Origin of the sequence: Pseudomonas sp. RW409 (assembly GCF_003184125.1) — a bacterium.
GTDB classification, from domain to species: domain Bacteria; phylum Pseudomonadota; class Gammaproteobacteria; order Pseudomonadales; family Pseudomonadaceae; genus Aquipseudomonas; species Aquipseudomonas chlororaphis_I.
Window position 1 is genome coordinate 1 of the sequence record NZ_QHHP01000042.1, and the last position, 24,205, is coordinate 24,205.

Here is a 24,205-nt window from a genome sequence, read left to right on the forward strand (position 1 = left end):
GCGGTTTCTGCTTTTTTCTGTATGGAAATTGTTGTGAGTCAAAAGGGCTGGCCTTTTGATAGGTGGCGGGAGAGGCGGGGAATCAGGCGGGAGCGGGGAGGGCTTCACCCCGTGGCTGGCACGGGGCGATAGCCGGAATATCAGACCTTGCGGACGAACTCGGACTTGAGCTTCATCGGGCCGATACCGTCGATCTTGCAGTCGATGTCGTGGTCGCCATCGCACAGGCGGATGTTCTTGACCTTGGTACCGACCTTGACCACCAGCGAGGTGCCCTTGACCTTGAGGTCCTTGATCACGGTGATGGTGTCGCCGTCTTGCAGGACATTGCCGACCGAGTCTTTTTTCACGGTTTCATCGGATGCGGCCTCGGCTTCGCCGTTGGCGGACCATTCGTGGGCGCATTCCGGGCAGACCAACTGGGCGCCGTCTTCATAGGTGTATTCGGAATTGCATTTTGGGCAGGGTGGCAACGTGCTCACTAAGACTCCTCGGATTCAGGAAGGCTAAAAAAGCGCACATTATATAGGGTTTTGCCCGGGGAAGGGGTATCGCGGGGGATTGGGCGAGAAAGCATCGCGAGCCAGCCCGCTCCTGCGCAGGGCTGGAGCGGGCTGGCGATCGAATCTTAGTGGGTGCGGGCTACAGCGAATTCGCTCAGTTCCACCAGCGCGTCGCGGTATTCGCTCGGCGGCAGGGCTTCCAGGCAGGCGATGGCGCGAGCGACATAGTCGCGGGCCAGTTGCGCGGTGTAGTCCAGGGAGCCGGAGGCTTCCACGGCCGCGCGGATGCTTTCCAGGTCTTCGATACCGCCTTTCTGGATCGCCTGGCGCACCAGGGCAGCCTGTTCCGGCGTGCCTTCGCGCATGGTGTAGATCAGCGGCAGGGTCGGCTTGCCTTCGGCCAGGTCGTCGCCGACGTTCTTGCCCAGGGTTTCCGCGTCGCCGCGGTAGTCGAGCAGGTCGTCCACCAGTTGGAAGGCCACGCCCAGGTGATCGCCGAAGGTGCGCAGGGCTTCGCTCTGCTCTTCGGTGGCGCCGGCCAGGGCGGCGGCGCTGTGGGTCGAGGCTTCGAAGAGCATCGCGGTCTTGCCGCGGATGACTTCCATGTAGGTTTCTTCGGTGGTGCTGGCGTCACGGACTTTCGACAGCTGCAGCACTTCGCCTTCGGCGATGATGCGGGTGGCTTGCGAAAGGATCTTCATCACCGGCATCGAGCCCAGCTCGACCATCATCTCGAAGGAGCGCGAGTACAGGAAGTCGCCCACCAGCACGCTCGGGGCATTGCCCCACATGGCGTTGGCGGTCGAGCGGCCACGGCGCATGCCGGACATGTCGACCACGTCGTCATGCAGCAGGGTGGCGGTGTGCAGGAATTCGATGGTGGCGGCCAGCAGGCGCAGGTCGTCGCCTTCGCGACCCAGGGCCTTGCCACACAGCAGCACCAATAAAGGACGCAGGCGTTTACCCCCGGCCGAGGTAATGTAGTCGCCGATTTTCGATACCAGCGGCACTCGGGAGGTCAGCTGCTTCTTGATGATGCCGTCGACGGCGCTAAAATCGTCCGCCACCGCGCGGTAGAAAGCTTGGGGTTGCATCAGCGACAGGTGCTCCAGAAGGGTTGCGCGGCATGCTAGGACCCACGTCCGGGGCTGTCAAGGCGCGATGGACGGCCCCTTGCATCGCCAAGACAGCTTGCGTACAATCGCGCACCCTGAACTTCCTGGGCAGCACCTGCCTTACGCAATTGCACTTGGGCCGTTCCAGCCCCATGCAGCCATGCCAGCCAATACCTCTTCTTATAAAGAGCTGGGTGAGCAGGATTATCGGAGAAATACCATGTACGCAGTAATCGTTACCGGCGGTAAGCAATACAAGGTCGCTGAAGGTGAATACCTGAAGATCGAAAAACTGGAAATCGCCACTGGCGAATCCGTGACTTTTGACCGCGTTCTGTTGGTTGCCAATGGCGACGACGTGAACATCGGCGCACCTGTTGTTGCTGGCGCAACCGTCAAGGCTGAAGTGATCTCCCAAGGTCGTCACGATAAAGTCCGCATCATCAAGTTCCGTCGCCGTAAGCACCACATGAAGCGTATGGGCCACCGCCAGTGGTTCACCGAGATCAAAATCACCGGTATTCAGGCTTAATTTCAGCCTAATTCCTCACTAGGAGAATTGAACTCATGGCACACAAAAAAGCTGGTGGTAGTACCCGTAACGGTCGCGACTCAGAAGCCAAACGCCTTGGCGTGAAGATGTATGGCGGCCAGGTCATCAAGGCCGGCAACATCATCGTGCGTCAGCGCGGCACCCAATTCCACGCTGGCTACGGCGTTGGCATGGGTAAAGATCACACCCTCTTCGCGAAAATCGAAGGCGTGATCAAGTTTGAAGTAAAAGGCGCCTTCGGTCGTCGTTACGTGAGCGTTGTCGCGGCTTAATTGCGCGATCGCTGGAAAAGCCCTGTCTTGCGACGGGGCTTTTTCGTTTGTGGGGTGAGTCTCTTGCAAAACTGTTTGTATGGGCTGCCAGCGCTGGATGTTACGGCCGTTGATCGGGGTCGCTGCGCTCATTTTTGCAAGAGTCTTATGTCTTAGTGTTTTTCGGCTCGCCCGTGCGGCGAGAGGCGTTTTGTTATGAAGTTCGTTGATGAAGTTTCGATCCGAGTAAAAGCTGGCGACGGCGGCAATGGCTGCATGAGTTTCCGTCGGGAAAAGTTCATCGAAAACGGTGGTCCGAACGGTGGTGATGGTGGTGATGGCGGCTCGATCTACATGATCGCCGACGAAAACCTCAACACCCTGGTGGACTACCGCTACACCCGCCATTTCGACGCCGAGCGTGGCTCCAATGGCGGCAGTACCGATTGCACCGGCAAGAAAGGTGAGGATCTCGAGCTGCGCGTACCGGTCGGCACCACGGTGATCGACGCCGGTACCCAGGAAGTGATCGGTGATCTGACCAAGGCCGGTCAGCGTTTGCTGGTGGTGCAGGGCGGCTGGCACGGTCTGGGTAACACCCGTTTCAAATCCAGTACCAACCGCGCGCCGCGCCAGACCACTCCGGGTAAGCCGGGTGAGCAGCGTGACCTCAAACTGGAGCTGAAAGTGCTGGCGGACGTCGGTCTGCTGGGCTTGCCGAATGCCGGTAAGAGCACCTTCATTCGCTCGGTTTCCGCGGCCAAGCCGAAAGTGGCCGACTATCCGTTCACGACCCTGGTGCCGAACCTGGGCGTGGTCAGTGTCGACCGCTGGAAAAGCTTCGTGATCGCCGACATCCCGGGTCTGATAGAGGGCGCTTCGGATGGTGCGGGCCTGGGTATCCGTTTCCTCAAGCACCTGGCGCGTACTCGCCTGCTGCTGCACCTCGTGGACATGGCGCCACTGGATGAAAGCAGCCCGGCCGATGCTGCGGAAGTGATCGTCAACGAGCTGACCAAGTTCAGCCCGTCCCTGGCTGAGCGTGATCGCTGGCTGGTGCTGAACAAATGCGACCAGATCCTCGAGGAGGAGCATGAGGCGCGGGTCAAGGAGATCGTCGATCGCCTGGAGTGGACCGGTCCGGTGTACGTGATCTCGGCCATTTCCAAAGACGGTACCGAGCGCCTGAGCCGCGACATCATGCGTTATCTGGAAGATCGTGCCGATCGCCTGGCTGCCGACCCGGCTTATGCCGACGAGTTGGCTGAGCTCGATCAGCGCATCGAAGACGAGGCGCGTGCCCAGCTGCAGGCTCTGGACGACCAGCGTGCCCTGCGCCGCAGCGGCGTGAAGAGCGTGCATGACATCGGCGACGATGACTGGGACGAGGAAGATGTGGATGACGAAGATGGTCCGGAAATCATTTACGTCCGCGACTGATTCGTTGCAGTAAACTACAAGCGCCGCTCACTGAGCGGCGTTTTAGTATCCAGGAAACGTAGTATCAAGAAGCTTAGTATCAAGAAACGTAGCCACGAATAACTTATGGGCGCGCTCGGTCGCGTGGCTCTCAAGCTAAGGTTGAAGAAGATGCGGAGTAAGGTGACAGGTGCGCAGCGCTGGGTCGTGAAGATCGGCAGCGCACTGCTGACGGCGGACGGCAAAGGGCTGGATCGCGCGGCAATGGGCGTTTGGGTCGAGCAGATGGTGGCCTTGCATGAGGCTGGCGTCGAGCTGGTATTGGTTTCCTCCGGTGCGGTCGCGGCCGGCATGAGTCGCCTGGGCTGGACCGCACGACCGAGTGCGATGCATGAGCTGCAGGCGGCCGCGGCCATCGGCCAGATGGGGCTGGTGCAGGCCTGGGAATCGAGCTTTGCCGAGCACGGCCTGCACACTGCGCAGATCCTGCTGACCCATGACGACCTGTCCGACCGCAAGCGTTACCTGAACGCCCGCAGCACCTTGCGTGCGCTGGTCGAACTCAAGGTGATTCCGGTCATCAATGAAAACGACACCGTGGTTACCGATGAGATCCGCTTCGGTGACAACGACACCCTGGCGGCCCTGGTGGCCAACCTGGTCGAGGCCGATCTGCTGGTGATCCTCACTGACCGCGACGGCATGTTCGATGCGGACCCGCGTAACAACCCCGATGCCCAACTGATTTACGAGGCGCGCGCCGACGACCCGGCGCTGGATACGGTGGCGGGCGGTACCGGTGGTGCGCTCGGGCGTGGTGGCATGCAGACCAAGCTGCGCGCGGCGCGCCTGGCGGCCCGTTCCGGGGCGCACACCATCATTGTCGGTGGGCGCCTGGAGCGGGTGCTGGATCGCCTCAAGGCGGGCGAGCGCCTGGGTACCTTGCTGTCGCCTGAGCGCGGCATGCTGGCGGCGCGCAAGCAATGGCTGGCTGGGCACCTGCAAACCCGTGGCACCCTGGTGCTGGATGATGGTGCGGTGTCGGCCCTGTCCCAAGGCAACAAGAGCTTGCTGCCGGTGGGGGTCAAGCTGGTGCAGGGCAGCTTCCGCCGTGGCGAGATGGTGGTGTGCGTGGCGCCAGACGGGCGTGAAATCGCTCGCGGCCTGGCCAACTACAGCGCCCTGGAGGCGCAAAAAATCATCGGTCAGTCTTCTGATGCGATTGTCGGTTTGCTGGGGTACATGGCCGAGCCCGAGTTGGTTCACCGTGACAACCTGATTCTGGTCTAAGGAAAAACCAATGCGTGTAGCAAAAGGGTTGTTGGGGTTGCTGCTGGCGATGCCGCTGCTGGCCTCCGCTGAAGAGATCGGCCAGGTGTCGACGGTGTTCAAGTTTGTCGGGCCCAACGATCGCATTGTGGTCGAGGCCTTTGATGATCCGAAGGTGGAGGGCGTGACCTGCTACCTGTCGCGCGCCAAGACCGGTGGCGTGAAGGGTGGGCTGGGGTTGGCGGAGGATCGTGCCGAGGCCTCCATCGCTTGTCGGCAGGTCGGCCCAATCAGCTTCAAGGGTGAGCTCAAGGATGGCGAGGAGGTGTTCAAGGAGCGCACTTCGCTGGTGTTCAAGACCATGCAGGTGGTGCGTTTCCTCGACAAGAAGCGCAATACCCTGGTGTACCTGGTCTATAGCGATCGGTTGATCGAGGGTAGTCCGCAGAATGCGGTGACGGCGATTCCGATCCTGCCTTGGGCGCAGAACCCGTAAAGGCCTTCAGGGCTTGCTCCTGCAGGTTGTGTCATTCCTGCAGGGGCGGCCGGTCGGCGCTCGATTGCTGGTGATAGCGGTTCAGTACTCAAAGCAGCAAATCGCAGGTAATAAAAAACCGACCCTGGGGTCGGTTTTTTAACAAGCGTGTCGCTTAGGCTGCAGCAGCAAGCTTCAGAGCCTTGATGTGGCCATTCAGGCGGCCTTTATGGCGAGCAGCTTTGTTCTTGTGGATGATGCCTTTATCGGCCATGCGGTCGATAACTGGCACGGCCAGAACATAAGCAGCTTGCGCTTTTTCAGCGTCTTTTGCGTCGATGGCTTTAACTACATTCTTGATGTAGGTACGAACCATGGAACGCAGGCTGGCGTTGTGGCTGCGACGCTTCTCAGCCTGTTTTGCACGTTTTTTGGCGGAAGGTGAGTTGGCCACCGTCGAGCTCCTCGAAAGACTTTTTGGGAAATAGCAAACAAAATAGGCCGCGAATCATGCCGATGAGTTGAAGGCTTGTCAAGGGCAGCTGATGCGTTCCGCTGAGTGGTTGGATCTGAAGAGGCGGGATATTTATTTCCGGCGCTTGACCTGTAAACTCGCGAGCTTTGGCTCTGTGCTGTTGCGGCGCGGAGTATCGCACAAGTGGGCGCATTGTTCGCCTGCTGTTTATCTACAGGCAAAAAACCTTTCCATGAACCTGCTCAAGTCGTTGGCCGCTGTCAGCTCTATCACCATGCTTTCCCGGGTTCTGGGGTTCGTGCGCGATACCATCATTGCGCGTACGTTCGGCGCCGGAATGGCGACGGACGCCTTCTTCATCGCCTTCAAGCTGCCCAACCTGCTGCGCCGCATCTTCGCCGAGGGCGCCTTTTCACAGGCCTTCGTGCCGATCCTGGCGGAATACAAAAGCCAGCAGGGAGAGGAAGCGACCCGTACCTTTATTGCCTATGTGTCCGGCCTGCTGACCCTGGTGCTGGCGCTGGTGACGGCGCTGGGGATCATCGCCGCGCCCTGGGTGATCTGGGCGACGGCGCCAGGTTTTGTCGACACTCCGGAAAAATTCACGCTGACCACCGATCTGTTGCGCGTGACCTTTCCTTATATATTGCTGATCTCGTTGTCCTCCCTGGCGGGGGCGATCCTCAATACCTGGAACCGCTTTTCGGTCCCGGCGTTCGTGCCGACGTTGCTGAACGTCGCCATGATCGTGTTCTCGGTATTCCTGACACCTTATTTCGATCCGCCGGTCATGGCACTGGGCTGGGCGGTGCTGGCGGGTGGCCTGGCGCAGTTGCTGTATCAGCTGCCGCATCTTAAGAAGATCGGCATGCTCGTGCTGCCGCGCCTGAACCTGCGCGACACCGGGGTCTGGCGGGTGCTGAAGCAGATGCTGCCGGCCATTCTCGGGGTCTCGGTAAGCCAGATTTCGCTGATCATCAACACCATCTTCGCCTCGTTCCTGGTGGCCGGCTCGGTGTCCTGGATGTATTACGCCGATCGCCTGATGGAGCTGCCTTCGGGGGTTCTGGGGGTAGCGCTGGGCACGATCCTGCTGCCGACACTGGCCAAGACTTACGCCAACAAGGACCGGCATGAATATTCGCGGATTCTCGATTGGGGCCTGCGCCTGTGCTTCATGCTGGTGCTGCCTTGCGCGTTGGCGCTGGGGATTCTGGCCGAGCCACTGACGGTATCGCTGTTCCAGTACGGCCAGTTCAGCGCCTTCGATGCGTCGATGACCCAGCGGGCGTTGGTCGCGTATTCGGTCGGCTTGCTCGCGATCATTGTGATCAAGGTGCTGGCACCGGGCTTCTACGCCCAGCAGAACATTCGTACCCCGGTAAAAATCGCGATTTTCACGCTGATTGTCACGCAACTGCTGAACCTGGCGTTCATCGGTCCGCTGAAGCATGCGGGCCTGGCGCTGGCGATCAGCGCCGGGGCCTGTATCAACGCCGGTCTGCTGTTCTATCAACTGCGCAAACAGCAGATGTTCCTGCCGCAGCCAGGGTGGGGCAAGTTTGCCCTCAAACTGGTCGTTGCGGTGAGCGTGATGTCGGCGGTGTTGTTGGGGCTGATGCAGTTCATGCCGGCCTGGGATCAGGGGCATATGCTTGCGCGTTTCCTGCGTCTGGGCGTGCTGGTGGTGGCCGGCGTAGTGGCCTATTTCGGCATGCTGGCCTTGTTCGGTTTCCGCCTGCGCGACTTCAATCGCAAGGCGTTGCACTGAGGTCCGGGGGCGCTTGAACGCCAGCGAGGCAGTGGTTTTGTCGGTTCGATCACTTTGGCGCGTGCTGTTGCCTGTCACCGGCCGTCGGGTGTGGTTATAATCGACCACTTTATGAGCAAGAAGCGCGTTATGCAGCTGGTCCGAGGCCTCCACAATCTGCGCCCCCAGCATCGGGGCTGTGTCGCCACTATTGGCAACTTCGACGGTGTTCACCGTGGCCACCAGGCTATCCTGGGCCGGCTGCGTGAGCGTGCGCTTGAGTTGGGCGTGCCCAGCTGCGTGGTGATATTCGAGCCGCAGCCGCGCGAATTCTTCGCTCCGGATACCGCTCCTGCCCGTCTGGCACGCTTGCGCGACAAGCTGCAGCTGCTGGCCGAGGAGGGCGTCGACCGGGTCTTGTGCCTGGCGTTCAACCAGCGCTTGAGCAAGCTCAGCGCCAGCGAGTTCGTCGAGACCATCCTGGTCGATGGCCTGGGTGTGCAGCATCTGGAAGTCGGCGACGATTTTCGTTTTGGTTGCGACCGGGTCGGTGACTTCGACTTCCTGCAAAAGGCCGGTATCACCCACGGTTTTACCGTCGAGGCCGCGCAGACTGTCGAGCTGGATGGCCTGCGCGTCAGCAGCACCCAGGTCCGCAATGCCCTGGCGGCTGCCGATTTCGTATTGGCCGAGCGTCTGCTCGGTCGCCCGTTCCGCATCGCCGGGCGGGTCCTGCACGGACAGAAGCTGGCGCGCCAATTAGGTACGCCAACCATCAATGTGCAGCTCAAGCGCCGCCGTGTACCGCTGTCCGGGGTGTACCTGGTCAATGTCGACATCGACGGCAAGACCTGGCCGGGCGTCGCCAACATTGGCGTGCGGCCGACGGTGGCAGGTGATGGCAAGGCCCACCTGGAAGTCCATCTTTTAGATTTTGCCGGCGATCTGTATGACCGGCGTTTGACGGTGGTTTTCCACCACAAGCTGCGTGAAGAGCAGCGTTTCGCCTCTCTGGAGGCGCTGAAGACGGCGATCAACGCGGATGTCGCCGCCGCCCGTGCCGAAGTTGCACGTACCCATAGCGCCAATCGCTAATGAAGAGCCTTAAATGACCGACTATAAAGCCACGCTAAACCTTCCGGACACCGCCTTCCCAATGAAGGCCGGCCTGCCTCAGCGCGAACCGCAGATTCTGCAGCGCTGGGACAGCATTGGCCTGTACGGTAAGTTGCGCGAAATTGGCAAGGATCGTCCGAAGTTCGTTCTTCACGACGGTCCGCCCTACGCCAACGGCTCGATTCACATCGGTCATGCGGTCAACAAGATTCTCAAGGACATGATCATCCGCTCGAAGACCCTGGCGGGCTTCGACGCGCCTTATGTTCCGGGCTGGGACTGCCACGGCCTGCCGATCGAGCACAAGGTCGAGGTGACCCACGGCAAGAACCTGTCCTCGGACAAGACCCGCGAGCTGTGCCGCGCCTACGCCACCGAGCAGATCGAAGGCCAGAAGGCCGAGTTCATCCGCCTGGGTGTGCTGGGCGACTGGGCCAACCCGTACAAGACCATGGATTTTGCCAACGAAGCCGGGGAAATCCGTGCCCTGGCGGAAATGGTCAAGGGCGGTTTCGTGTTCAAGGGCCTCAAGCCGGTGAACTGGTGTTTCGACTGCGGCTCGGCCCTGGCTGAAGCGGAAGTCGAGTACCAGGACAAGAAGTCCTCGACCATCGACGTGGCCTTCCCGATTGCCGACGCAGACAAGCTGGCCGCCGCCTTTGGCCTGGCCAAGCTGAGCAAGCCGGCTTCGATCGTGATCTGGACCACCACTCCGTGGACCATCCCGGCCAACCAGGCGCTGAACGTTCACCCTGAGTTCAACTACGCCCTGGTCGATGCTGGCGACAAGCTGCTGGTCCTGGCCGAAGAGCTGGTGGAGTCCTGCCTGGCCCGCTACAACCTGGAAGGCTCGGTGATCGCCACCGCCCCGGGTTCGGCGCTGGAGCTGATCAACTTCCGTCACCCGTTCTACGATCGCCTGTCGCCGGTGTACCTGGCTGACTACGTCGAGCTGGGCGCCGGTACCGGCGTGGTTCACTCGTCGCCAGCCTACGGCGAAGATGACTTCGTGACCTGCAAGCGTTACGGCATGGTCAACGACGACATCCTCAACCCCGTGCAGAGCAACGGCGTGTACGCCAGCTCGCTGGAGTTCTTCGGCGGCCAGTTCATCTGGAAGGCCAACCCGGCCATCGTCGACAAGCTGACCGAAGTCGGTGCGCTGCTGCACACCGAAACCATCAGCCACAGCTACATGCATTGCTGGCGCCACAAGACCCCGCTGATCTACCGCGCCACCGCGCAGTGGTTCGTCGGCATGGACAAGCAGCCAACCAGCGGCAACACCCTGCGCCAGCGCGCGTTGCAGGCCATCGAAGAGACTCAGTTCGTTCCGGCCTGGGGCCAGGCGCGCCTGCATTCGATGATCGCCAACCGTCCGGACTGGTGCATCTCCCGTCAGCGCAACTGGGGCGTGCCGATCCCGTTCTTCCTGCACAAGGAAAGCGGCGAGCTGCACCCACGTACTGTCGAACTGATGGAAGAAGTGGCCAAACGTGTCGAGCACGAAGGCATCGAAGCCTGGTTCAAGATGGACGCGGCCGAGTTGCTGGGCGATGAAGCCTCGCAATACGACAAGATCAGCGACACCCTGGACGTCTGGTTCGACTCCGGTACCACGCACTGGCACGTACTGCGCGGCTCGCACCCGATGGGCCACGCCAGCGGCCCGCGTGCCGACCTGTACCTGGAAGGTTCCGACCAGCACCGCGGCTGGTTCCACTCGTCCCTGCTGACCGGCTGCGCGATCGATGGCAATGCGCCGTATCGCGAACTGCTGACCCACGGTTTCACCGTCGACGAGAACGGTCGCAAGATGTCCAAGTCCCTGGGCAACGTCATCGCGCCGCAGAAGGTCAACGACACCCTGGGCGCCGACATCATGCGCCTGTGGGTCTCGGCCACCGACTACTCCGGTGAAATGGCGGTTTCCGACCAGATCCTGCAGCGCAGCGCCGACGCCTACCGGCGTATCCGCAACACCGCGCGCTTCCTGCTTTCCAACCTGAGCGGCTTCAACCCGGCCACCGATATCCTGCCGGCCGAAGAAATGCTCGCCCTGGACCGTTGGGCCGTGGACCGTACCCTGCTGCTGCAGCGCGAGCTGGAACTGCATTACGGCGAATACCGCTTCTGGAACGTCTACTCCAAGGTCCACAACTTCTGCGTGCAGGAGCTGGGCGGTTTCTACCTGGACATCATCAAGGACCGCCAGTACACCACCGGCGCCAACAGCAAGGCCCGTCGTTCGTGCCAGACCGCGTTGTTCCACATCTCCGAAGCGCTGGTGCGCTGGATCGCACCGATCCTCGCCTTCACCGCCGACGAGCTGTGGCAGTACCTGCCGGGCGAGCGCAACGAATCGGTGATGCTCAACACCTGGTACCAGGGCCTCAGCGAGCTGCCGGAAGGCTTCGAGCTGGACCGTGCCTACTGGGAGCGGATCATGGCGGTCAAGGTCGCGGTCAACAAGGAAATGGAAATCCAGCGCGCGGCCAAGGCCGTCGGTGGCAACCTGCAAGCCGAAGTGACCCTGTATGCCGAAGAAGCGCTGAGCGCCGACCTGGCCAAGCTGAGCAACGAGCTGCGTTTCGTGCTGATCACCTCCACCGCCAGCGTCGCGCCTTTCGCGCAGGCCCCGACGGATGCGGTGGAAACCGAAGTCGCCGGCCTCAAGCTGAAAGTGGTCAAGTCGAGCTTCGCCAAGTGCGCCCGTTGCTGGCACTGCCGTGAAGATGTCGGCGTGCACCCTGAGCACCCGGAAATCTGCGGTCGCTGCGTCGACAACATCAGCGGCGAAGGCGAGGTTCGTCACTATGCCTAATGCCACGGGCCGTTTCGGCCGTCTGGGCTGGCTGTGGTTGAGCGTGCTGGTCCTGGTCATCGACCAGGCCAGCAAGCTGCACTTCGAAAGCTCGCTGTCGATGTACCAGCAGATCGTGGTGATCCCGGATTACTTCAGCTGGACCCTGGCCTACAACACCGGCGCGGCGTTCAGCTTCCTGGCGGACAGCTCGGGCTGGCAGCGCTGGTTGTTCGCCCTGATTGCGGTGGTGGTCAGCGCGGTGCTGGTGGTCTGGCTCAAGCGCCTGGGGCGCAACGAAACCTGGCTGGCGGTCGCCCTGGCCCTGGTGCTGGGTGGCGCGCTGGGCAACCTGTACGACCGCATCGCCCTGGGCCATGTGATCGATTTCATCCTGGTGCATTGGCAGAACCGCTGGTATTTCCCGGCGTTCAACTTCGCCGACAGCGCCATCAGCGTGGGTGCGGTGATGCTTGCGCTGGATATGTTCAAAAGCAAGAAAACCGGAGAAGCCGTTCATGACTGAACAGGTATTGGCTGAACAACGCATCGGCCAGAACACGGAAGTCACTTTGCATTTCGCATTGCGCCTGGAGAATGGCGACACGGTGGACAGCACCTTCGACAAGGCCCCGGCGACCTTCAAGGTCGGTGACGGCAACCTGTTGCCAGGTTTTGAAGCGGCCCTGTTCGGTTTCAAGGCGGGCGACAAGCGTAACCTGACCATCGAACCGGAAAACGCCTTTGGCCAGCCGAACCCGCAAAATGTACAGATCATCCCGCGTTCGCAGTTCCAGGATATGGAGCTGTCCGAAGGCCTGCTGGTGATCTTCAACGATGCGGCCAATACCGAGCTGCCAGGTGTGGTCAAAGCCTTTGACGATGCCCAGGTGACGGTTGACTTCAACCATCCGTTGGCCGGTAAAACCTTGACCTTTGATGTCGAAATCATCGACGTTAAAGCGCTGTAACTAACGAACCCGGCCTGCTGTAGGAGCGAGCGTGCTCGCGAAGTTCTTCAACGATAACGCTGGCATTCTGAATGACCGCGGTGTCTTTGAGTTCTTCGCGAGCAAGCTCGCTCCTACAGCGCAAGACACGAGGCACAGCATGCAAATCAAACTCGCCAACCCCCGTGGCTTCTGCGCTGGCGTGGACCGCGCGATCGAAATCGTCAATCGCGCCCTGGAGGTCTTCGGACCGCCGATCTACGTGCGTCATGAAGTGGTGCACAACAAATTTGTCGTCGAAGACCTGCGCGCGCGCGGAGCGATCTTTGTCGAGGAGCTGGACCAGGTGCCGGATGACGTCATCGTGATCTTCAGCGCCCACGGCGTTTCCCAGGCCGTGCGCAGCGAAGCGGCGGGCCGTGGCCTGAAAGTCTTCGATGCGACCTGCCCGCTGGTGACCAAGGTGCATATCGAAGTGGCGCGCTACAGCCGCGACGGTCGCGAATGCATCCTGATCGGCCATGCCGGCCACCCGGAAGTCGAAGGCACCATGGGCCAGTACGATGCCAGCAATGGCGGCGCGATCTACCTGGTGGAAGATGAGAACGACGTCGCCAACCTGCAGGTGCGCAATCCTGAAAAGCTGGCGTTCGTGACCCAGACCACCTTGTCGATGGACGACACCAGCCGGGTCATCGATGCCCTGCGCCAGCGTTTCCCGGCCATTGGCGGGCCACGCAAGGACGATATCTGCTACGCCACGCAGAACCGTCAGGACGCGGTCAAGCAACTGGCCGACGAGTGCGATGTGGTACTGGTGGTGGGCAGCCCGAACAGCTCCAACTCCAACCGCCTGCGTGAACTGGCCGAGCGCATGGCCACCCCGGCATACCTGATCGATGGTGCCGAGGATATGCAGCGCAGCTGGTTCGACGGCGTCGAGCGCATCGGCATCACCGCTGGGGCGTCGGCTCCCGAGGTGCTGGTGCGGGGCGTGATCGACCAATTGCACGCCTGGGGCGCCACCGGCGCCGACGAACTGGCCGGCCGCGAAGAAAACATCACCTTCTCCATGCCCAAAGAGCTGCGCGTTCGTTCGCTGCTCTGATCAGCCCTGGCTGTCGCATAACGCCTGCGCGGCCTTGTCGCTGCGCAGGCTGACCCGCCCGCTGCGGGAAAGCACCACCTGATGCTGGCTCGTTCCCGGATCGGCCCCGCAGATGTGCAGCGTCCCGGCCTGAAAGGCCCCGCTGGGCAGTAGCGGATCGCCCAGGCCACTGAAACGCACGAAATGCTGCACCGGGCGATTGCCGACAATCGCCACCCGGGCGTCTCCCCGGCGTTCGAGCAGCACCGGGTTATCGCCGTCCTGCGAGCCCTCGCCACTGATATCCAGAATGATCCGCCAACCCTGGCTCCAGTCGTCGTTCAACCCGTGAATGACGATTCGCTGCTGGCGCAGGATGGCTTCGGTGCGCGCATTGCGGATGCCGCTGGCAAGCATCTGTGCGGCATCCAGCCGGCGAGTCGACTGGAACAACTCCCCGAATGAGGTGGTGGCGAACAGCATCAACAGGCTGGCAAGCGCCAGCCCCACGATTATTTCGATCAGGCCGAAACCCTTTTGCGGCATGGTTCTCCCTCCATGGAGTGCGGCAGGCCCGGACAATCCTTGCCCGGCCATTGAGCAAAACCGCGAACCTTCGGTCTATGAAGGTTCGAAGTGCTAGAGCCAGTTATAGCCGCTGGCCGCTCAAGGGGATGGCATGCGTTACCGCACAGAAGGGTTCACGCTGATCGAATTGCTGGTCGCCCTGGCAGTTTCGGCGATTTTGTTGACCCTGGTGGTTCCGGCATTCAGTCAGATGGCGCAGCGCGCCAAGGCCGACAGCGACATCAGCGAACTGCTGCGCAGCTTGAATTACGCGCGTCTGGAGGCGATCGACCGTGGCTTGCCCATTCATCTGCGCCCGGCCGCCGTGGATTCGGACTGGAGCCGGGGGCTGTCGATTTATCAAGGCGACGGACCGGCGACGAATGTATTGCGGGTTGTTCCCGCGGTCAGTCGCGGCGCCCGGCTGACGCTAACCTCTGAATTCGACAGCATCGGATTCAACGCGCTGGGTGGCGTATCGGCAGCGGTTCCGCCGGTCATGACCTATGTGCTGGGCGCACAACACAGGACGATCACGCTGTGCCTGAACGGACGGATAGCGGTAAACGGGGAGTGCCAATGACGGGCAGGAGCGTGCAGGCCGGGATGACGCTGATCGAGGTGCTGGTGGCGGTGCTGATTCTCGGCGTGGGCCTGCTTGGTGCGGCGGCGGTCCAGCTCAATGCCCTGCGCTACACCGACAGTGCCTTGATGGCCAGCCAGGCCAGCTTCATCGCCTATGACATGCTCGATCGCATCCGCGCCAACAGCGCCGCGGACTACACCGTGGCGGCGCCCGATACCGGCAATTTCAGCGTGGTTCGGGACCAGGACCTGTATGACTTCAAGCGCAATGTCGAGAGCTTTGGCGGGCCGACCGCCGAGGGCCATATCAGCCTCAAGCAGGGTGTGTTCACCATCAGCATCACCTGGGATGACTCCCGCGCCGCCCATGTCTCAGACCCGCCTGCTGAAGGCTCCCGCAGTTTTGTCGTGAGCAGCCGGGTGGCGGTGGATCCGGGGGATAAGCGATGAGACGCGAGAACAGCGGTTTCGGCCTGATCGAAATGTTGGTGGCGCTGGCGTTGAGCCTGATTGTGGCCTTGGGTGTGACGCAGATTTTCATCTCGGCCAAAAACACCTACCTCAGCCAGAGCGCCTCGGCCGGCCTGCAAGAGGACGCGCGTTTCGTGCTGAGCAAGATGATCCAGGAAATACGCATGGTCGGCATGTTCGGCTGCCTGCAGAGCATCGCCGATTCCAGCACCGCCTCGGACTTCGCCGGCCATGCACAGACACCGATCCGCTGGGACAACGCCAACCACCGGCTGACGCTGGTCACGGCCGATATCGGCGACAGCGGTGGCGCCCCGACCTGGACCGTGCTGACCGATTGCCGCAACAGCGCCACCGCCTACACTGGCGCCCGCAAGGCCCCCACGGGGCAGCAGGCGTTTGCGGTGCGGCGCCTGGTGTACAGCCTGAAGAACGATCAACTGCTGATGGGCACCGGCACTGGCTCCAGTCAGGCGGTGCTGGTGAACAATGTCAGTGCCTTCGAGGTGTCGTTCGGTATCGCCAGCACCGCCACGGATATCGCGGCCTCCCGCTACAGTCGCGATCCAGGCGACCCGGCGCGGATTCGCAGCGTGCGCTTGAGCCTGACCCTGAGCGATCCTCAGGCACGCGTGCGGCCGCAGACGTTCAATGTGGTGGCCGCCTTGCGCAATCGCCTGTTGTGAGTGAGTTGCCGATGACTTCGTATCGAACGGCTCCGGGGGCGCAGCGCGGCATGGCGCTGCTGATGAGCCTGGTGTTCCTGTTGCTGCTGACCTTGATTGGCATTTCGTCGATGCAGAACGCCACGTTGCAGGAAAAGATGTCCGGCGGCCTGTGGCTGCGCAACCAGTCGTTCCAGGCGGCGGAGATGGCCCTGCGCATCGGTGAGAGCGCGGTGCAGCAGGACAGTTATTCGTTGCCGGTCTGTACCGGCGGCCAGTGCGCGCCGCCCGGCGAGTCCGCGGTCATCAGCGCCGCGGGCCACAACGGCCATTCGGGCGTGACCTGGATCGCCACCGGTAATGGCTTTTACGGCGTGCAGAACATCGGTACGGCGCTGGGGGCGGTCAATGTGCCGAGCAACACTTCCGCGACCCTGTACCGGGTGACTGCCGTCGGGCTGGCCGGCCATTCGCGCAGTGTGCTGGAGAGCATCTATGCCAAGTACTGAAAGGCCTGGGGGATTGCTGGCTGGCGCTTTACTGGGCCTGTATCTGAGTGCTCCAGCCTATGGCTTCACCCCGGCCCAGGCGCCCTTGGCGAATGCGGCGGCGGTGGCGCCGAATGTGATGCTGCTGCTCGACGATTCGCAGAGCATGAACAGCATCGTCTATGCCCCGGGTTTCGATCCCGGGCTGGCGCGGGCGCCGGTACGGCCCTGCCGGATGCAGGCGGGCGAATGCCTGGCTGGAGCCAGTTTGAGTACGGAGTCGATTGCCCTTTCAGCGCTGAGCCAGGCGGGCTGCACCAGTGGTTATGTCGGGTTCTATCGCGACAATGCTCGGCCTCAGTGCCTCAAGCTGCCTGATCCGGCAGGGCGTGGCAGCACCCGTTATTCGGCTGCCTATTTGGCCTATCTGCTTGCCCTGGCCGACGGCCGCGACCGGGATTTCACCGATGGCTCGATTCCCGCTCAGGACCGGATGGCCCTGGTCCGTGAGGCCGCCAGCAAGCTGGTGGCTGACAACCGCGCGCTGCGCATCGGCCTGGCGAGCTTCAACCCGCCAGCAGGCGGCGATCTGGCGCCGGGCGGGCGTATCGTGCGCGCCATCAGCGATCTGGCACCAGTCAGCGACCAGGTCAGCCAGGCTCAGGCCGACGCAAACTACCAGGCATTGCTGTCCGCCATCGGCGGGCTCAGGGCCTCGGCCGAGGCGCCGCTGGCGGAAACCTATTACGAGATCAGTCGTTATTTTCGGGGCCTGACGCCTTACTACAACAGCTCTCCGTCCACCTATGGCAGCCCGATCCAGTACCGCTGCCAGTGCAATTACGGCCTGGTGGTGACCGATGGCCTGCCCAGTTACGACCACAGTTTTCCCTCCCGTGAACCCCAGGGGGCGGCCAGCCTGCCAGATTGGGATGGGGTGCCCAATGACGGCATTGATCCTGGCGGCAACGAGGAGGGCAGCAGCCTGTATCTGGATGACATCGCCAAGCTGGCGGTGGATATCGACATGCGCGCAGCGGGCCTGGATATCGCGGGGAAAAGCTGGGATTCGACGGGTTTCGCGCAACAGCACATGAACACCTACACCATCGGTCTCAACGCGCAGTACCCCATGCTGGCGGATGCGGCGAACTATGGCCGGGGCAAGTTCTACCCGGTGACTGACAAGCTGGGGCTCGACGCCGCACTGGCCTCGGCCCTGGGCGAGGTTTCGGCTTCCGCGGCCCAGGCGGGGAGCGCCACGGCGGGTGCCGCCGGGCTGGCCAGCGGTTCGAGTTATTTCCAGGCGTCTTATGACCCCGGCGATTGGCACGGCACCATCAGGGCGTACGGCATCAGCCCCGCCGGCGCGGTCGATACCAGCACGCCGCTATGGAGCACGGACTCGACCCTGGTTCCCGATGCATCGCCGGGAATCTTCCATACCTGGAACAGCGCCACTCGGACCGCCGTTGCCTTGCGCCATGACCAGCTGTCCGGCGCACAGCAGGCCGCGCTCGCCCAGGATCTGCCGCCCGGCATCAGCGCAGCCGATCTCTTGGCCTGGAGCCAGGGGGCTAACAGGGCAGGGCTCAAGGTGCGTACCCGATTGCTGGGGGACATCGTCAACTCGCCGCTGGTCATGGCGGCGCCGACCGCCCAGGACGCCGCCGATCTGCAGGGCGACAGCGACTACAGCGCCTACCTGGCGAGCAAGGCCCAAGGCATGACCCCGAGCTTGCTGGTCAACGCCAATGACGGCCTGCTTTCGCTGATCGACGCGGAGAATGGCCGGCGTCGCTACGCCTATATGCCCTCCAGTGCCTTACCGCTGCTGCATCACATCGCCGACCCCGGCTATGCCAATGGCGATCGTCACCGGTTCCTGGCCGATGGACCGGTGACGGTAGTCGATGCCCAGCTCGGCACGGCCTGGGCAACCCTGGCGCTGGCGGGCACGGGAGCCGGCGGCAAGGCGTTTTACGCGGTGCAGCTGTATGGCCAGGCCGGCAATACGCCCCAGGCGCTGTGGGAAATCGCCGCGCCTGCGTTAGCCGATATCAATCACCCATTCAATGACCTGGGTTATGCCTACGCCCGTCCGGAAGTGGCACGCTTGGCCGACGGGCGCTGGGCGGCCTTCATCGGCAATGGTTATGGCAGCCATTCCGGGGTCGCTGCCTTGTATGTGGTGGATATTCGCGATGGCTCGCTGATCAGCAAAATCCCGGTCGATGGCAATGGGCAGGAGAACGGCTTGTCCTCGGTGAAATTGCGGGTGGACAGCCAGAATGTGGTCCAGGCGGCCTATGGTGGCGACCTCCAGGGCCATCTGTGGAAGTTCGATTTGAGCGGTCCGGCGCCGGACAGTTGGGGGCTGGCCTTTGGCGGCGCTCCGTTATTCAGCGCTCCGGGTGGCGCGACTCAGCCGATCACCGCGCAGCCGTTGCTGGTGGATCATCCCGAGGGCGGCAAGCTGGTGCTGTTTGGCACCGGCAAGCTCAGTGAACTGGCCGACAAGCGCAGCAAGGATGCCCAGGGCTTCTACGCGGTCTGGGATGCCCCGGGCGGGGCAGGTCGGATCACCGTGGCTGACCTGCAGGCGCAAGCGATCACCGGGCTGTTTGCCGGCAGTGCGGGTTCCTATATCACCAGCACCCAGGCGGACGTCAGTTATCCGGCCGAGCAGGGCTGGTACCTGCCGCTGGGGGAGGCGTCGAGCGGTGAGCGGGTCATCAACCCGGCCACGCTGGTGGCGGGTCGCATTGTCTTCAGCACCGCTGCCGTCGAGGCGAGCGACCCTTGTTCCAGCGCGGGCAACGGCAAATTGGTCGAGCTGGAGGCATTCAGCGGTAAGATGCTCGATGACGCGGTGCTCGACACCAACGGCGACGAAGTGGTCGATGGCCTGGACACGCCTTCCAGCGGTGTCATTTTCACCGGCGGCATTCCTGCGTTGAGCGCTGTGCTTAACCGCGCTACCCGCAAAATTGTCAGCGATTCCGGCGGCGGTATTGCCTCCCTGGTCGAGAAACCGGGCGGTGGCAGCCGCCGCATCATGTGGCGACAAATACAGTAAGTGAGAGTGAGGCATGCGTAGATCCAACCAAGGTTTTACCCTGATCGAAATCATGATCGTGATTGCGATCATCGGGCTCGTCGTCACCCTGAGCCTTCCCAGCATCACCGAGTACGTGAAGAAAACCCATCGCACGCAAATCGCCGGCCTGCTGTCGGAGCAGGCGCAGAGCCTCGAGCGTTTCCACTCCAAGGGCGGTGTCTACAGCAACGCTCCGGGCCTCAGTGCCGGCAACGATGACTACAGCATCACGCCAGTGTTGGCCGACCAGAGCTTCACCCTGACCGCGACGCCGAAAAGCGAGAGCATGATGGCCGGCGACAAGTGCGGCGAGTTCACCCTTAGCCACACCGGTGCCATGGGCAACAACAATATGGCCGACGGGGTGACCAGCAAAGACTGCTGGGGACGCTGAGCAACCTTGTCGGGTGCTGGCGGTGCCCGGTGTTTTTTCTTCCTGGACTGGACTATGGCAAAGCAACAGCAAGTGGTGATTGTTGGCGGTGGAGTGATCGGCCTGCTGACCGCGTTCAACCTGGCGTCCGCCGGGCAGCAGGTGGTGCTGCTCGAGCGTTCGAATGTCGGCCAGGAATCCTCCTGGGCCGGCGGCGGGATCGTTTCGCCGCTCTACCCCTGGCGCTACAGCCCGGCAGTCACGGCGCTGGCGCATTGGTCGCAGGACTTTTATCCACAGCTGGCCGAACACCTGTTCGCCACCACCGGTGTCGATCCCGAAGTGCATACCACCGGCCTGTACTGGCTGGACCTGGACGACGAAGCCGAAGCGCTGGCCTGGGCCCAGCGCGAACAGCGGCCATTGAGCGCTGTGGATATCTCAGTGGCTCATGACGCGGTGCCGGTGCTCGGCGGCGGTTTTTCGCGGGCGATCTATATGGCCGACGTGGCCAACGTGCGCAATCCGCGCCTGGTCAAGTCGCTGAAGGCCGCACTGTCGGCGTTGCCGGCGGTGACCATTCACGAGCACTGCGAAGTCAGCGGGTTTATCCGCGAAGGTGAGCGAGTCCTCGGGGTGCAGACCTCCCTGGGCGAAATCCGTGGCGACCAGGTGGTGCTGGCGGCAGGAGCCTGGAGCGGCGAATTGCTCAAGAGCCTGGGCCTGGCATTGCCGGTGGAGCCGGTCAAAGGCCAGATGATTCTCTATAAGTGCGCCTCGGACTTTCTTTCCTGCATGGTCCTGGCCAAGGGGCGTTATGCGATTCCCCGGCGCGACGGCCATATCCTGATCGGCAGCACCCTGGAGCACGAAGGCTTCGACAAGACCCCGACCGCATCGGCCCTGGAAAGCCTGAAGGCTTCGGCCATCGAGTTGATCCCGGCACTGGCGCAGGCCGAGGTGGTGGGGCATTGGGCGGGCTTGCGTCCGGGTTCGCCCGAAGGCATTCCCTATATCGGCCCGGTGCCGGGGTTGGAGGGGCTGTGGCTGAACTGCGGGCATTACCGCAATGGCTTGGTCCTGGCGCCCGCGTCCTGCCAGCTGTTCACCGACCTGATGCTGGGCCGGGAGCCGATCATCGACCCGGCGCCTTATGCGCCCAGTGGGCGCATCTAATCCAGGCCGAGTTTCTTCAGCCTGTAGCGCATCGAACGAAACGACAGGCTCAAGCGCTGGGCCGCCGCCGTGCGGTTCCAGCGGGTGTGCTCCAGGGCCTGGAGGATCAGCCGGCGCTCGACTTCCTGCAGATAACCTTCAAGGTCGATCACCTGTGCCGGGCCGGGCGCGATGGCCGGGTGTGCGCCGTTTGGTGTCAGTTGCAGGTCGCGTGCTTCGATCTGCCGGTTCTCGCACAGGGTGTGCGCCCGTTCGAGCAGGTTCTCCAGCTCGCGCACGTTGCCGGGAAAGTCGTAGCCCTGGAGTGCCAGCAGCGCGCCTGGCTGGAGCCGCGCCAACTGTTGGCCGTTGCCCTGTGCCAGGCGCTCGAGGATGGCTGTGGCCAAGGGTTCGATATCAGCCTTGCGCGCCCGTAGCGGTGGCACCGCCAGTTCGATCACGTTGAGGCGGTAGTAGAGATCCTGGCGAAAGCGTCCGGCATGCACTTCCGCCTGCAGCGTCTTGTGGGTGGCGCAGAGAATGCGCACATCAACCTGGACCTCCTGCTGTCCGCCGACACAGCGCACCGCCTTCTCCTGGAGCGCACGGAGCAATTTGACCTGCATTGCCAGTGGCAGATCGGCCACCTCATCGAGAAACAGGGTGCCGCCGTGCGCTGCCTGGAACAGGCCGGGTTTGTCTTCGACGGCACCGCTGAAGCTGCCTTTGCGATGGCCGAAAAACTCGCTCTCCATCAGTTCCGGCGGAATAGCCCCGCAGTTGATCGGCACGAAGCCCTGGCTGGCCCGTGGTCCCTGGTCGTGAATCGCACGGGCGGCCAGTTCCTTGCCGCTGCCGGACTCTCCGCTGATATAGACCGAGGCCTGACTCTGGGCCAGTTTGTGGATCTGTCCACGCAGTTTGTGCATGGCGGTCGAATTGCCCAGCAAGGGGCCAGTAACAGGCTTCGGTGGTATCGATTTGGGCAGGGCGCCGTTCAGTAGCTCGCGCAAGCGGGCCAGGGCCACGGGTTTGCTCAGGAAGTCGATGGCGCCGGCCTTCAGGACCCGGACCGCGGTTTCCTGGCGGGCGCAGGTGCTGAGGATGGCCAGTGGCATTCGCAGCCGGTGGCGCTGGATATGCTCGAGTAATTCCAACCCCGTGCCGTCGGGCAGATGCAGGTCGCTCAGGCACAGGTCGAAACCTTCCCGGGCCAGCCAGTGACGCGCTTCACCCAGGGTGCGGGCGCTACGGGTATGGCGCTGCATCCGGCCGAGGCTGATTTCCAGATATTCGCGAATGCCTGGATCGTCATCGACGATCAGGACTTTTTGCTGTGGGCTCATGCTGCTTACTGCTTCATCCGTGAGCGAAAGAGGTGCGAGAGCACCCGCCATCCTGGCGTGTCGTGAAGTCTAGGCAGGCTTGAGGTCGTTGGCCCTGCTCAGGGCCGGGTTGTTTGGCCGGGTTCAGGATGATGTGCAGGGCATATGCCCGGTTTGCCGAGGGTTGCCGGCCGGATATGAGACGAGGGTGGGCTGGAGGCTTTTTTGTAGCGAATTATTCAGCGGTGCAAACAACGCGCTTTCGACGTCATCTGCACCACTGCCGGTCGAGGCTCAGCGATCGCGGGAGATCGGGCCTTGCTCCAGGTGGGCCTGGCTGCAATACCACTGTTGCTCGAGGCTCAGCGCCCGGTCACGGGGCAGGTGCACGCCGCAATGGGCGCAGCGCACCATGGGCGTGGTGCTGGGGTCGCGGGGAGCAGCGGTGCCGGAGGCGGGCTGCTTGAATTTGCGCCAGAGCCATACCGCAGCGGCAATCAGGGCGATCCAGAACAGTAAACGAAGCATGGTAGCCAGCTATGTGAGTGAGGAACCGGCAGTTTAGCCAAGGTCATGCCGGGCGCACAGTGCAATCAGCGCTGAAATCCGCGGACAAAAAAAGGGAGACTCGAAAGTCTCCCTTTTGGCTAACCGCGGCGGTGTCAGTCGAACACGCCGAAGGTCATGTAGCTGAACCACGAGCGATCGCTGTTGTTGCCTTCGGCTTCGTGCTGTTCTTCTTCGACAGCGTCGCCATTGGCGTCTTTAGGCTTGAGCTCGGCCGGAATTGCGTCCTTGGCGTCCTGGTATTGCTTCATCACGTCCTGGTTGGCGCGGGTTTCTCCCGGCGGCAGCGGTGGACGGGACTCGATCAGGCCCAGGGTGGCCTTGCTCAGCCAGGAGCGGTTGTCCGCCTCGGCGACCCGTGGCACGAACTGGCCGTCGACCAGGCTCGGGTGATCGGGGTAGTTGAGCTTCAGGGTTTCCAGGCTGGTGGCGGCCAGTTCGTCCAGGTGCAGACGCTGGTAAGCCTCGGTCATCACCGCCAGGCCATCGGCCACCGACGGGGTTTCCTGGAAGTTTTCCACCACGTAACGGCCACGGTTGGCGGCGGCTACATAGGCCTGACGGGTCAGGTAGTAGTCGGCCACATGGATTTCGTAGGAGGCCAGCAGGTTGCGCAGGTAGATCATGCGCTGCTTGGCGTCCGGCGCGTAGCGGCTGTTCGGGAAGCGGCTGGTGAGCTGGGCGAACTCGTTGTAGGAGTCGCGCGCGGCACCCGGGTCACGCTTGGTCATGTCCAGCGGCAGGAAGCGCGCCAGCAGGCCGACGTCCTGGTCGAAGGAGGTCAGGCCCTTGAGGTAGTAGGCGTAGTCCACGTTCGGGTGTTGTGGATGCAGGCGGATGAAACGCTCGGCGGCGGACTTGGCAGCTTCCGGCTCGGCGTTCTTGTAGTTGGCATAAATCAGTTCGAGTTGTGCCTGATCCGCGTAGCGGCCGAACGGATAACGCGACTCCAGGGCCTTGAGCTTGGCGGTGGCGCTGGTATAGCTGTTGTTGTCCAGGTCGGTCTGCGCCTGCTGGTACAGCTCGACCTCGCTCAGGTTTTCGTCAACGACTTCCTTCGATGAGCAAGCAGCGGTCAGTGCGAGGATGGCGATCAGCAGCAGGTGTTTCACTTGCATGGCGGCTTGCGTCCCTATGACGGCC

General features: G+C 62.4%; 25 protein-coding genes. 18 read left to right on the plus strand and 7 right to left on the minus strand.

Going from position 1 to position 24,205, the window contains the following annotated elements; genetic code table 11:
• Window positions 1-140 precede the first annotated feature (140 nt).
• Complete coding sequence (locus DK261_RS27030; RefSeq protein WP_007924748.1) at window positions 141-482, minus strand: zinc ribbon domain-containing protein YjdM; 342 nt, start codon at window positions 480-482, stop codon at window positions 141-143.
• Between the two features lie 146 nt (window positions 483-628).
• Window positions 629-1,597, minus strand: a complete 969-nt coding sequence (locus DK261_RS27035; RefSeq protein WP_009045711.1) for a polyprenyl synthetase family protein — start codon at window positions 1,595-1,597, stop codon at window positions 629-631.
• A gap of 241 nt (window positions 1,598-1,838) precedes the next feature.
• On the opposite strand from DK261_RS27035, the gene rplU reads away from it, so the two are divergent.
• The 5 genes from rplU to DK261_RS27060 all read left to right on the plus strand — a co-directional run bounded on the left by rplU (window position 1,839) and on the right by DK261_RS27060 (window position 5,606).
• Entirely contained in the window at window positions 1,839-2,150 is a 312-nt protein-coding gene (gene rplU / locus DK261_RS27040; RefSeq protein WP_007924746.1) for a 50S ribosomal protein L21, read from the plus strand.
• Window positions 2,151-2,185: 35 nt separating this feature from the next.
• Window positions 2,186-2,443, plus strand: a complete 258-nt coding sequence (gene rpmA / locus DK261_RS27045) for a 50S ribosomal protein L27 (RefSeq protein WP_003228360.1) — start codon at window positions 2,186-2,188, stop codon at window positions 2,441-2,443.
• A gap of 195 nt (window positions 2,444-2,638) precedes the next feature.
• On the plus strand, window positions 2,639-3,862 hold the full coding sequence (cgtA, locus tag DK261_RS27050) for an Obg family GTPase CgtA (protein WP_007924745.1): 1,224 nt from the start codon (window positions 2,639-2,641) through the stop codon (window positions 3,860-3,862).
• A 150-nt stretch (window positions 3,863-4,012) separates the two neighbouring features.
• Window positions 4,013-5,131, plus strand: coding sequence for a glutamate 5-kinase (gene proB, locus DK261_RS27055; protein ID WP_110177006.1), 1,119 nt, complete (start codon window positions 4,013-4,015; stop codon window positions 5,129-5,131).
• A 10-nt stretch (window positions 5,132-5,141) separates the two neighbouring features.
• The gene (locus DK261_RS27060; RefSeq protein WP_053280991.1) at window positions 5,142-5,606 is read left to right on the plus strand and encodes a CreA family protein; all 465 of its coding nucleotides are present in this window, start codon (window positions 5,142-5,144) and stop codon (window positions 5,604-5,606) included.
• A gap of 154 nt (window positions 5,607-5,760) precedes the next feature.
• Here the strand turns inward: DK261_RS27060 and rpsT are convergent, their stop codons facing one another.
• The gene (gene rpsT, locus DK261_RS27065) at window positions 5,761-6,039 is read right to left on the minus strand and encodes a 30S ribosomal protein S20 (RefSeq protein WP_009050949.1); all 279 of its coding nucleotides are present in this window, start codon (window positions 6,037-6,039) and stop codon (window positions 5,761-5,763) included.
• A 253-nt stretch (window positions 6,040-6,292) separates the two neighbouring features.
• Between rpsT and murJ the strand changes: the two genes are divergently transcribed.
• From murJ to ispH, 6 genes are all read left to right on the plus strand, one after another.
• The gene (gene murJ, locus DK261_RS27075; RefSeq protein WP_009050948.1) at window positions 6,293-7,831 is read left to right on the plus strand and encodes a murein biosynthesis integral membrane protein MurJ; all 1,539 of its coding nucleotides are present in this window, start codon (window positions 6,293-6,295) and stop codon (window positions 7,829-7,831) included.
• Window positions 7,832-7,960: 129 nt separating this feature from the next.
• Complete coding sequence (gene ribF / locus DK261_RS27080; RefSeq protein ID WP_016703694.1) at window positions 7,961-8,905, plus strand: bifunctional riboflavin kinase/FAD synthetase; 945 nt, start codon at window positions 7,961-7,963, stop codon at window positions 8,903-8,905.
• 13 nt (window positions 8,906-8,918) lie between these two features.
• Window positions 8,919-11,750: an isoleucine--tRNA ligase gene (gene ileS, locus DK261_RS27085; protein WP_110177007.1), complete on the plus strand. Its 2,832-nt coding sequence runs from the start codon at window positions 8,919-8,921 to the stop codon at window positions 11,748-11,750.
• Window positions 11,743-12,255 carry a signal peptidase II gene (gene lspA, locus DK261_RS27090; protein ID WP_009045705.1) on the plus strand — a complete coding sequence of 171 codons (513 nt, stop codon included), beginning with the start codon at window positions 11,743-11,745 and terminating at the stop codon, window positions 12,253-12,255. Before ileS ends, lspA begins: the two co-directional genes overlap by 8 nt.
• 7 nt (window positions 12,256-12,262) lie before the next feature.
• Window positions 12,263-12,700, plus strand: a complete 438-nt coding sequence (gene fkpB / locus DK261_RS27095; RefSeq protein WP_172833189.1) for an FKBP-type peptidyl-prolyl cis-trans isomerase — start codon at window positions 12,263-12,265, stop codon at window positions 12,698-12,700.
• 139 nt (window positions 12,701-12,839) lie between these two features.
• Window positions 12,840-13,787 (plus strand): 4-hydroxy-3-methylbut-2-enyl diphosphate reductase, encoded by a 948-nt coding sequence (gene ispH / locus DK261_RS27100; protein WP_028683443.1) that lies wholly within the window; start codon window positions 12,840-12,842, stop codon window positions 13,785-13,787.
• On the opposite strand, the gene DK261_RS27105 is transcribed toward ispH, so the two are convergent.
• Window positions 13,788-14,312, minus strand: a complete 525-nt coding sequence (locus DK261_RS27105) for a GspH/FimT family protein (RefSeq protein ID WP_009050943.1) — start codon at window positions 14,310-14,312, stop codon at window positions 13,788-13,790.
• A 133-nt stretch (window positions 14,313-14,445) separates the two neighbouring features.
• Between DK261_RS27105 and DK261_RS27110 the strand changes: the two genes are divergently transcribed.
• The 7 genes from DK261_RS27110 to thiO are packed head-to-tail and all read left to right on the plus strand — an operon-like array spanning window position 14,446 to window position 21,191.
• On the plus strand, window positions 14,446-14,916 hold the full coding sequence (locus DK261_RS27110) for a GspH/FimT family pseudopilin (RefSeq protein ID WP_028683445.1): 471 nt from the start codon (window positions 14,446-14,448) through the stop codon (window positions 14,914-14,916).
• Complete coding sequence (gene pilV / locus DK261_RS27115) at window positions 14,913-15,368, plus strand: type IV pilus modification protein PilV (protein ID WP_009050941.1); 456 nt, start codon at window positions 14,913-14,915, stop codon at window positions 15,366-15,368. Before DK261_RS27110 ends, pilV begins: the two co-directional genes overlap by 4 nt.
• Window positions 15,365-16,075: a PilW family protein gene (locus tag DK261_RS27120; RefSeq protein WP_028683446.1), complete on the plus strand. Its 711-nt coding sequence runs from the start codon at window positions 15,365-15,367 to the stop codon at window positions 16,073-16,075. Before pilV ends, DK261_RS27120 begins: the two co-directional genes overlap by 4 nt.
• A gap of 11 nt (window positions 16,076-16,086) precedes the next feature.
• A complete protein-coding gene (locus DK261_RS27125; RefSeq protein ID WP_231999306.1) occupies window positions 16,087-16,563 on the plus strand; it encodes a PilX N-terminal domain-containing pilus assembly protein in 477 nt (158 codons plus the stop codon).
• Entirely contained in the window at window positions 16,550-19,621 is a 3,072-nt protein-coding gene (locus DK261_RS27130) for a pilus assembly protein (RefSeq protein ID WP_110177009.1), read from the plus strand. Before DK261_RS27125 ends, DK261_RS27130 begins: the two co-directional genes overlap by 14 nt.
• 13 nt (window positions 19,622-19,634) lie before the next feature.
• A complete protein-coding gene (locus tag DK261_RS27135; protein ID WP_009050937.1) occupies window positions 19,635-20,036 on the plus strand; it encodes a type IV pilin protein in 402 nt (133 codons plus the stop codon).
• A gap of 54 nt (window positions 20,037-20,090) precedes the next feature.
• Window positions 20,091-21,191, plus strand: a complete 1,101-nt coding sequence (gene thiO, locus DK261_RS27140) for a glycine oxidase ThiO (RefSeq protein ID WP_103330734.1) — start codon at window positions 20,091-20,093, stop codon at window positions 21,189-21,191.
• On the opposite strand, the gene DK261_RS27145 is transcribed toward thiO, so the two are convergent.
• From DK261_RS27145 to DK261_RS27155, 3 genes are all read right to left on the minus strand, one after another.
• Complete coding sequence (locus DK261_RS27145) at window positions 21,188-22,516, minus strand: sigma-54 dependent transcriptional regulator (protein WP_009050935.1); 1,329 nt, start codon at window positions 22,514-22,516, stop codon at window positions 21,188-21,190. The genes thiO and DK261_RS27145 overlap by 4 nt on opposite strands.
• 273 nt (window positions 22,517-22,789) lie before the next feature.
• Complete coding sequence (locus DK261_RS27150) at window positions 22,790-23,023, minus strand: PP0621 family protein (protein WP_110177010.1); 234 nt, start codon at window positions 23,021-23,023, stop codon at window positions 22,790-22,792.
• Between the two features lie 134 nt (window positions 23,024-23,157).
• Complete coding sequence (locus tag DK261_RS27155; RefSeq protein WP_009050934.1) at window positions 23,158-24,180, minus strand: outer membrane protein assembly factor BamD; 1,023 nt, start codon at window positions 24,178-24,180, stop codon at window positions 23,158-23,160.
• Window positions 24,181-24,205: the final 25 nt, after the last annotated feature.